The following is an 8873-nucleotide window of genomic DNA, read 5'->3' on the forward strand; positions in this document are numbered from 1 at the left end:
CGCGCCCAGCCCCGCCGAGGATGCGAGCCGCGAGGAGCGGGTCAAGATGACCCGCCTGCGCCAGACCATCGCCCGCCGCCTCAAGGACAGCCAGAACACCGCCGCCATGCTCACCACCTATAACGAGGTGGACATGACCGAGGTGATGGCGCTGCGCAATGAATACAAAGACGAGTTCAACAAGAAACACGGCGTGAAACTCGGCTTCATGTCCTTCTTCACCAAGGCCTGCTGCCACGCGCTCAAAGAAGTGCCCGAGGTCAATGCCGAGATCGACGGCACCGACATCGTCTACAAGAACTTCGTGCATATCGGCATCGCGGCGGGCACCCCGACCGGCCTCGTCGTGCCGGTCATTCGCGACGCCGACCAGATGGGCTTTGCCGCCATCGAAAAGGCCATCGCCGAGAAAGGCGCCCGCGCCCGCGACGGCAAGCTCTCCATGGCCGAGATGCAGGGCGGCACGTTCACCATCTCCAACGGCGGCGTCTACGGCTCGCTGATGTCCTCGCCGATCCTCAACCCGCCGCAGTCGGGCATCCTCGGAATGCACAAGATCCAGCAGCGCCCGATGGTCGTGAACGGCGAGATCAAGGCCCGCCCGATGATGTATCTGGCGCTCAGCTACGATCACCGGATCGTGGACGGCAAGGGCGCGGTCACCTTCCTCGTGCGGGTCAAGGAAGCCCTCGAAGATCCCCGGCGGTTGCTGATGGATCTGTGAGCGATCCGGATTACGAGTGGGACGCCGCCAAGGCCACGCAGAACATGGCCAAACACGGCGTCCCGTTCGAGACGGTCACCGGATTCGACTGGCGCACGGCAATCGAGGCCGAGGACACCCGCTATGACTATGGCGAGACGCGGATGCAGGCTCTTGGCAAGATCGACGGCAGATACCACGTTCTTGTCTACGCTTGGCGCGGCGACCGTATCCGCGTAATCTCGCTACGCAAGGCCAACCGGAGGGAACTAACATGAGCATACGTCCCAAGCCGCCAGAAGGCTTTGATGAAAACCCGCCACTCGATGCGGATTTCTTCGCCCGCGCCCGCCCCGCCGCCCCCGGCGAAGCCGCCCGGCTGCGCGCGGTGCTGGAACGCATCGTGAAGGCACATGAGGAAGGCCGCCCTGTGGATGACGCGATTGCGCAGGCGCGTGAGACGTTGGCGGAGGCGGAGTGAAGTTTTCGGGAAACCCGTCACGCAGAGAGGGCAAACCCGAGCGTGAGGATGGCCTTAATCTGCGGAGTACGTGAATTGGATTTCTTAGCTCTCCTCACGGCATTTGGTGTAGGGTCAATAGTAACTGCCATCATTCAATTCTGGCTGTCTGCTCGTGCCACAGAGAAGCAACGTATGTACGATGAACGGAAAGAAGCTTACGTCGGCCTCCTTCATTCTTGGAAGGAATACGAAAGCAAAGAACCGAGTGATGAAGGTGCTTACGAAATAGGGCATTGGTTGCTTCGTGCACAATTGGTCGCGCCTAAGCCCACGTTGCTTCACCTCAATAGGTGGGAAGAAACCCCCATTGGTAGCCAAGAACGCATTGAAGCGACGAGGGCTCTCAAATCCGCCATGCGGAAAGACTTATGTTCGTTTTAGTCGATATGGATCAAATGACCCCCGAACTCACCGCCCTCACCCTCGCCGCGCTCCTGCAGGTCGTCCAATACCTGCTCTACGCGGTCCCGGCCAATCTCGAGCTTGGCCCCGGTTACACCATGTCCGCCCGCGACCGCGAGCCGTCGAAACAGATGTCCGACGGCACCGCCCGTCTGGGCCGGGCGCTTGCCAACCATTTCGAGGGGCTGATCCTCTTCACCATCGCCTGCGTGACCGTCACGCTCGGCGACGCGTCCAACATCTTCACCGCCGCCTGCGCCTGGACCTACCTCGCCGCCCGCGTGGCCTACATCCCGGCCTACTACCTCGGCCTGCGCCCGTGGCGCTCGCTGATCTGGGCGGTGGGCTTCCTCGCCACGCTGCTCATGCTCTTGGCGGCGCTCGTCTGATGCTTCATCTTGCCCAAAATATTCCGGGGGAATTGGCCGCAGGCCAAGGGGGCAGCGCCCCCAAACCCCACCGACGCAATACCGACAGAATACCGACGCGATACCGACGCGCAAAAACGAAAGGACTCTGACCCATGGCATCCTATGACGTGATCATCATCGGCTCCGGCCCCGGCGGCTATGTCTGCGCCATCCGCTGCGCCCAGCTGGGCCTCAAAACCGCCGTGGTCGAGGGCCGCGAGACGCTGGGCGGCACCTGCCTCAACGTCGGCTGCATCCCCTCCAAGGCGCTCCTGCACGCCAGCCACATGCTGCACGAGGCCGAGCATAATTTCGCCAAGATGGGCCTCAAGGGCAAGTCGCCTTCGGTCGACTGGAAACAGATGCTCGCCTACAAGGATGACGTCATCGGCCAGAACACCAAGGGCATCGAATTTCTGTTCAAGAAGAACAAGATAGACTGGCTCAAGGGCTGGGGCTCGATCCCCGAGGCGGGCAAGGTCAAGGTCGGTGACGACACCCACGAGGCCAAGAATATCATCATCGCCTCGGGCTCTGAATCCAGCAGCCTGCCGGGCGTCGAGATCGACGAAAAGGTGGTCGTCACCTCCACCGGCGCGCTGGAATTGCCCAAGGTGCCCAAGACCATGGTGGTGATCGGCGCGGGCGTCATCGGGCTCGAGATGGGCTCGGTCTATGCCCGTCTGGGCACCGAGGTGACGGTGGTCGAATATCTCGACGCGATCACCCCCGGCATGGATGGCGAAGTGCAAAAGAATTTCCAGAAAATCCTGAAAAAACAAGGGATTAACTTCGTCATGGGCGCCGCCGTACAATCCGTCGACGCGCTCAAGACCAAGGCCAAGGTCAACTACAAACTGCGCAAGGACGACAGCGAACACCAGCTTGACGCCGATGTGGTCCTCGTCGCCACGGGCCGCAAACCCTATGTCGATGGCCTCGGTCTCGACGCGCTCGGGGTCGAGATGACAAAGCGCGGCCAGATCAAGACCGACGACCACTGGCAGACCAATATCAAGGGCGTCTACGCCATCGGCGACGCCATTGAGGGGCCCATGCTCGCCCACAAGGCCGAGGATGAAGGCATGGCCGTCGCCTGCGTGCTGGCGGGCCAGCATGGCCATGTGAACTATGGCGTCATCCCCGGTGTGATCTACACCCACCCCGAGGTCGCAAATGTGGGCGAGACCGAAGAAAACCTGAAAGATCAAGGGCGTGCCTATAAGGTCGGCAAGTTCTCCTTCATGGGCAACGGCCGCGCCAAGGCGAATTTCGCGGGCGAGGGGTTCGTCAAGATCCTTGCCGACAAGGAGACCGACCGCATCCTCGGCGCGCATATCATCGGGCCGATGGCGGGCGATCTGATCCACGAGATCTGCGTCGCGATGGAGTTCGGTGCGAGCGCCGAGGATCTGGCCCTCACCTGCCACGCGCACCCCACCTACTCCGAAGCGGTGCGCGAAGCGGCTCTGGCCTGCGGTGACGGGCCGATCCATAGTTAAACCCATCCGCCTGTCCGGCCATGCCAGCGGGACGGGCGGATCAGCGGGGCCGCGTTGGATCGAATCCCGCCTCGCGCATGAGCCGGTCAGAGGCGGTCTCGACCTCCTCTTCCAGCCGTGCCATGCAAGCCTCTTTGCCCAAGCCCGCCTCGATGCGCGGCAGGAACTCCACCACAGCCAAGCCCGGCTTGCGCAAGATGCCCTTGCGCGGCCAGAACACACCTACATTGGTCGCCACCGGCACGCAGTCCTGCGCAAGTTGCTCATAGAGCACACCAGCACCGACTTTGTACGGCATCTTGCGGCCCGGTGCGACACGCGTGCCCTGTGCGTAGATGATAAGCTGGCCGGGGTCTTGAGCGCCTTTGGAAACGTCCTCGGACATCTGCCTGATCGCCGCGCTGCGCTTGCCACGATCCACCGGAACACAGCCGATCCGAAGCGCGTATTGCCCGATCACCGGTGCCCACATAAGCTCGCGTTTCATGATGAACTTGCCTGCGGGGACACTCCCGAAGATTAGGATGATATCCAGAAACGACTGATGCTTGGCCGCGATCAGCACCTCGTCCGTAGGCGGAGTGCCGCGCACCTCGGTCCGCAATCCCACCATCCATCCTGCGGTCCATCTGACCCAATGACAATAGCTCTTGCAGGCCATGCGCGCACCGCGCGGGCTGATCAGGGCCCATGGCAGGAAAACGAGACCCAGCACCAGCATCGCCAGATACATCTGCGCGACAAAGAAAAGTGAGCGCAGCCATTGCACCGCTTGTTTCATGGCATGTCCTTCAATGTTCGGTGCGCCGCCAGACGGGTTGCAGCAAAGGCGACCCCGGCCGCCAGAAGCGGGATCACCAGCGGCCAGATCCAGTGCCAGCCCTGAAAGCCAAGCCCGGTCAGGAAACCGCCCTCCAACTGAGCACGCGGCAAGAGCAGGATCGCGCCACAGCCAAGACCCGCACCGACAATTGCACCGCCAAACGCCCGCAACGTGAAGCGGCGCACAAACGCCCGCGCGATATAGATATCCCGCGCACCCACGAGGCGCAGGACCTGAATCACCTGCGTGTTGGCAGCCAGTGCGGCATTGGCCGCCAAGGTGATCATCGCCCCCATTGCAGCGCCGATCAACAAGAGCGAGAACCAGCCCAGAAGGCGTAGCCTGCTGGCCGCCCGCACAAGTGGCTCTCGCCATCTCGTATGATCGTCCAGCACGGCGCCCGGCACCTCTGCCGCGAGCCTCAACCGAAGCCCATCCGGGTCAAAGCCATCTCCGGTTTCGATCACCTCGATCAAGCGCGGAATGGGCAAGTCCTCGATCGGCAGATCAGGGCCGAACCACGGCGCCAGAAGCGCGGCCTGTTCCTCATCATCAAGCGCACGCGCACGCGCCACGCCGGTCGTCGTCTCCAGCACGCGCAGGGCGGCGGCGGTCTGTGCGGCCATCTGCCCCGCCGGTGCCGAGATGCGCACCGTTGCCGTGCGCGCCAGCTCATTGCCCCAACGATCCGCCAATCGCCCGGTGGCCAGCGACAGTGCCAGCGCGAACACCGCGAGAAACGCCATCACCGCAGCGCTGAATAGCGTCAGCCAGGCCGTGAATCCGGTCGGTGGCACCACCCGGTCAGCCTGGCTGTCCGCTAGTAAAAATCCGGTTACCTGCGACAAATCGAACTTCACAGATCCGCCCCCGCCAATTGCAGCCGACGCGAGGCGATGCGCAGGACACGCGCCTGCACATGGGTCTTGGCGGCGCGGATCAACGCTAGATCATGCGTCGCGATCAGGATCGTCTTGCCCATGCGGTTCAATTCGATCAACAACCGCAGCAGGCGCTGCGACATCTCCCAATCGACATTACCCGTTGGCTCATCCGCGAGCACCACATCGGGCGACATGATCACCGCGCGCGCCAGGGCTGCCCGTTGCCGTTCACCGCCCGACAATTCAGGCGGCAGCGCCGCGGCCCGTTCCTTGAGACCGACCCAGCCGGTCAGTTCGCGCAGGTTGGCGTCTTCGGCCAGCAAATCACGGCCCGACACCCCGAGTGGCAAGGCGATGTTCTCAGAGACGCTCAGATGATCCAGAAACTGGCAATCCTGATGCACAACGCCGATGCGCCGGCGCACCATAGCGATATCATCACGCTCCATCTCACGAAGATCCTGACCAAAGAGGCGCACCTGTCCCGCCGTCGGCACAAGCGCGCCGTAGCACAGCTTGAGAAGCGTGGTCTTGCCAGCGCCCGACGGCCCGGTCAGAAAGTGAAACGATCCCGGGCTCAGCGATAGCGACACCTCAGCCAGCAATTCACCACCGCCATAGCTGTAGGCCACGTTTTCCAGCTCGATCAAGACGGCCCCCTAATTTCAAGTCGCTCCTAAATGCCTCAGAGGCAACACATGTGCAATGATCCTGCACATGATTCGCTTTGTCCTTTTCCGATAGCATGGAACCCTATATTGTGGCGTTCAATGATAGGAACCGGACAACGGCAGCGAGAAGCAGGTGGCAGAATGAGGCTTATTTGCCCGAATTGCGGGGCGCAATACGAAGTGCCCGACGAGGTGATCCCGACCGGTGGGCGGGATGTCCAATGCTCCAACTGCGGAGACACCTGGTTTCAGCAGCATCCAGACCACGGGACAGCAGCCTCTGGTGACGAGGATTTTGGCCCCGAACAGCCCGACGCCAGCATGCCTCCGCCCCCTGAGCCCGAGCCCGAGCTTGCACCTGCAGCGGATCACGAAGACACGACTCAAGACCAACGCGGCGACGAGGAACCGGATGACGAGACGCAGACGGTCGTCGAACCGCAAGGCTCTCAGCGGACGCGCCGCACCGTTGATCCGGCCGTCGCCGATATCCTCCGCCAAGAGGCGGCCCGCGAGCGCGGCGCACGTGCCGCGGCCACCGGGATTGAAACCCAGCCCGATCTCGGGCTGACAGAGCCCGAAATCTCCGAAGACGAGCGCACAAGGCAGGCGCGCTCCCGCATGGAGCGTCTGCGCGGCGCGGCGGGCGCAGCCTCGCCCGCAGAAGAGGAAACAGTCGAACCCGATATTGATCCCTCTTCACGTCGCAATCTGCTGCCCGATATCGAAGAGATAAACTCGTCCCTGACCGCCGCAGATGAACGTCCGGTCCCGGCCATGGCACCGCGAACGGAAGAAACTGAAATACCAAATCAGCGCGGCGGTTTTCGCAATGGCTTTCGCCTCGCGGTCGTGACCTTCATCCTTGCCGCCCTCGTCTATGTCTTGGCACCAAACCTTGCGGCCATGCTCCCGGCCGCCAAAGCTCCCCTCGCCCAATATGTCGACGCGGTGAACATGGCGCGGCTCTGGCTCAATGATGTGGTCGGAACCGCAACGGGATGGATCTCTGGTGGAGCCACCTCCTAGGACGCCCGGAACCGCCCCCGGGGGCTTGACCTTGGCCGCCCGCAGGCGCATGTGCTCTGCATGAAGCCGCGACAGGAGGCCCCCATGACTTTAGATCGTTCCATCAAGATCGCGCCGTCGATCCTCTCGGCGGATTTCGCCAATTTCGGGGCCGAGATCCGGGCGATCGAGGATCAGGGCTGCGACTGGGTGCATGTCGATGTGATGGACGGGCATTTCGTGCCCAACCTCACCTTCGGCCCGCCGCTCTGCGCCGCCATCCGCCCGCATATCAAGACGGTGATGGACGTGCATCTGATGATCGCACCGGTCGATCCCTATATCGACGCCTTCGCGCAGGCCGGGGCCGACGTGCTGACCGCGCATATGGAAGCGGGGCCGCATACCCACCGTACCCTGCAGGCCATTCGCGGCGCGGGCTGCAAGGCGGGGTTGGCACTCAACCCCGGCACCGGGCTCGACGGGATCGAGAACCTGCTCGACATGATCGACCTTGTCTGCGTGATGACCGTGAACCCCGGATTCGGCGGGCAAAAATTCATCCACAGCCAGATTGACAAGGTGAAACGCCTGCGCGCGATGATCGGCGACCGCCCCATTCATATCGAGATCGACGGCGGCATCACCCCCGAGACGGCACCCCTGATGGCCGCAGCCGGGGCCGATGTGCTGGTCGCAGGCTCTGCGGTGTTCAAGGGCGGCAGCGTCGACACCCCCGGCGTTTACGGTGAGAACATTCGCAGCATCCGCACCGCCGCAGACGCCGCGACCGGCGCCATGGCATGAACCGGGGCCTGACCCGCGCGGTCATTTTCGACCTCGACGGCACGCTGATCGACAGCGCCCCCGACATCCACGCCGCCGCCAACACCCTGATGGCGCAGCACGGCTTTGCGCCTTTCACACCCGCCGAGACCCGTAGCTTCATCGGCAGCGGTGTGCCGCATTTCATCACCTGCTGCCTGCGCGCCCGCGACCGGGCCGGGGACGCCGCCCTGCGCGCGCAACTGATCGCGGAATTCATAGAGCTGTACGAGACGGCGGTGACCCTGACGCAGGTCTATCCCGGCGTCGCTGACGCGCTGATGACACTCACCGCCGAACCCTACGCGCTCGGCCTTTGCACCAACAAGCCGGTCATGCCTGCCCGCGCGGTGCTGGCGCATCTGGCGCTCGACGCGCATTTCCCGGTGGTGATCGGCGGCGACAGCCTGACCGTGCGCAAACCCGACCCGGCCCCCCTGCGCGCGGCGGTGGCGGGGCTGGGCGCGCGCGACGTGGTCTATGTCGGCGACAGCGAGGTCGATGCCGAGACGGCGGCCCGCGCGGGCCTGCCCTTCGCGCTTTATACCCAAGGCTACCGCAAGGGCCCGGTCGCGGACATCGCCCATGACCGCGCCTTCGACGATTTCGCCGAATTGCCGGGGATCGTCGCTGACCTCTTGTCCTGAGCATGCCCTCGCGCGCATACTGCGCCCATGCGCACCCGTCTCACCGATGCCTTTGACCTGACCCATCCGATTGTCTCGGCCCCAATGGCCTTTGCCGCCGGGGGGCGGCTCGCGGCGGCCGTCACCCATGCCGGGGGGTTGGGCCTGATCGGCGGCGGGTATGGAAATGCGGACTGGCTGGACGGGGCCTTTGCCGAGGCCGGGAATGCGCGGGTCGGCTGTGGTTTCATCACATGGAAAATGGCCGAGAACCCCGATGTGCTCGATCAGGTGCTCGCGCGCGATCCGGCGGCGCTGTGCCTGTCCTTCGGCGACCCGGCCCCCTTTTCACCTCGCATCCATGCGGCAGGCGTGCCGCTGATAGCCCAAGTGCAGACCCTGCGCGACGCGCAGCGCGCAGCCGACTGCGGCGCGCGCGTGATCGTCGCGCAAGGCTCCGAGGCCGGGGGCCATGGCGAGCGGCGCGGCACGATCA

At 63.7% G+C, this 8873-nt stretch carries 12 protein-coding genes; 9 read left to right on the top strand and 3 right to left on the bottom strand.

The window, feature by feature from the left end; genetic code table 11:
• The 5 genes from odhB to lpdA form a co-directional block, all read left to right on the top strand.
• Positions 1 to 724 (top strand): 2-oxoglutarate dehydrogenase complex dihydrolipoyllysine-residue succinyltransferase (odhB, locus tag Q0X85_RS08290; RefSeq protein ID WP_297771301.1); only part of this gene is annotated, 724 nt, incomplete at its 5' end.
• Complete coding sequence (locus Q0X85_RS08295; protein ID WP_297771303.1) at positions 721 to 981, top strand: BrnT family toxin; 261 nt, start codon at positions 721 to 723, stop codon at positions 979 to 981. The genes odhB and Q0X85_RS08295, both read left to right, overlap by 4 nt.
• Positions 978 to 1184: a hypothetical protein gene (locus tag Q0X85_RS08300; protein WP_297771304.1), complete on the top strand. Its 207-nt coding sequence runs from the start codon at positions 978 to 980 to the stop codon at positions 1182 to 1184. Before Q0X85_RS08295 ends, Q0X85_RS08300 begins: the two co-directional genes overlap by 4 nt.
• A 437-nt stretch (positions 1185 to 1621) precedes the next feature.
• On the top strand, positions 1622 to 2017 hold the full coding sequence (locus tag Q0X85_RS08305) for an MAPEG family protein (protein ID WP_297771321.1): 396 nt from the start codon (positions 1622 to 1624) through the stop codon (positions 2015 to 2017).
• A 134-nt stretch (positions 2018 to 2151) separates the two neighbouring features.
• The gene (gene lpdA / locus Q0X85_RS08310) at positions 2152 to 3540 is read left to right on the top strand and encodes a dihydrolipoyl dehydrogenase (RefSeq protein ID WP_297771306.1); all 1389 of its coding nucleotides are present in this window, start codon (positions 2152 to 2154) and stop codon (positions 3538 to 3540) included.
• Positions 3541 to 3580: 40 nt separating this feature from the next.
• On the opposite strand, the gene Q0X85_RS08315 is transcribed toward lpdA, so the two are convergent.
• From Q0X85_RS08315 to Q0X85_RS08325, 3 genes are read right to left on the bottom strand one after another with little or no spacing between them, the layout of a single operon-like run.
• The gene (locus tag Q0X85_RS08315) at positions 3581 to 4321 is read right to left on the bottom strand and encodes a lysophospholipid acyltransferase family protein (RefSeq protein ID WP_297771308.1); all 741 of its coding nucleotides are present in this window, start codon (positions 4319 to 4321) and stop codon (positions 3581 to 3583) included.
• Positions 4318 to 5223 (bottom strand): FtsX-like permease family protein, encoded by a 906-nt coding sequence (locus Q0X85_RS08320; RefSeq protein ID WP_297771310.1) that lies wholly within the window; start codon positions 5221 to 5223, stop codon positions 4318 to 4320. The genes Q0X85_RS08315 and Q0X85_RS08320 overlap by 4 nt, the downstream gene beginning before the upstream one ends.
• Positions 5220 to 5897: an ATP-binding cassette domain-containing protein gene (locus Q0X85_RS08325; protein ID WP_297771312.1), complete on the bottom strand. Its 678-nt coding sequence runs from the start codon at positions 5895 to 5897 to the stop codon at positions 5220 to 5222. Before Q0X85_RS08325 ends, Q0X85_RS08320 begins: the two co-directional genes overlap by 4 nt.
• Before the next feature lie 162 nt (positions 5898 to 6059).
• Here Q0X85_RS08325 and Q0X85_RS08330 point away from each other — a divergent pair, with 162 nt between their 5' ends.
• The 4 genes from Q0X85_RS08330 to Q0X85_RS08345 all read left to right on the top strand — a co-directional run.
• Positions 6060 to 6947 (top strand): zinc-ribbon domain-containing protein, encoded by an 888-nt coding sequence (locus tag Q0X85_RS08330; protein ID WP_297771313.1) that lies wholly within the window; start codon positions 6060 to 6062, stop codon positions 6945 to 6947.
• Positions 6948 to 7031: 84 nt separating this feature from the next.
• On the top strand, positions 7032 to 7733 hold the full coding sequence (rpe, locus tag Q0X85_RS08335) for a ribulose-phosphate 3-epimerase (RefSeq protein WP_297771315.1): 702 nt from the start codon (positions 7032 to 7034) through the stop codon (positions 7731 to 7733).
• Entirely contained in the window at positions 7730 to 8398 is a 669-nt protein-coding gene (gph, locus tag Q0X85_RS08340; RefSeq protein ID WP_297771317.1) for a phosphoglycolate phosphatase, read from the top strand. The genes rpe and gph overlap by 4 nt, the downstream gene beginning before the upstream one ends.
• A gap of 27 nt (positions 8399 to 8425) precedes the next feature.
• Positions 8426 to 8873 (top strand): nitronate monooxygenase (locus Q0X85_RS08345; protein WP_297771319.1); only part of this gene is annotated, 448 nt, incomplete at its 3' end.

It is taken from the genome of uncultured Roseovarius sp. (genome assembly GCF_947259555.1).
Lineage (GTDB): Bacteria > Pseudomonadota > Alphaproteobacteria > Rhodobacterales > Rhodobacteraceae > Roseovarius.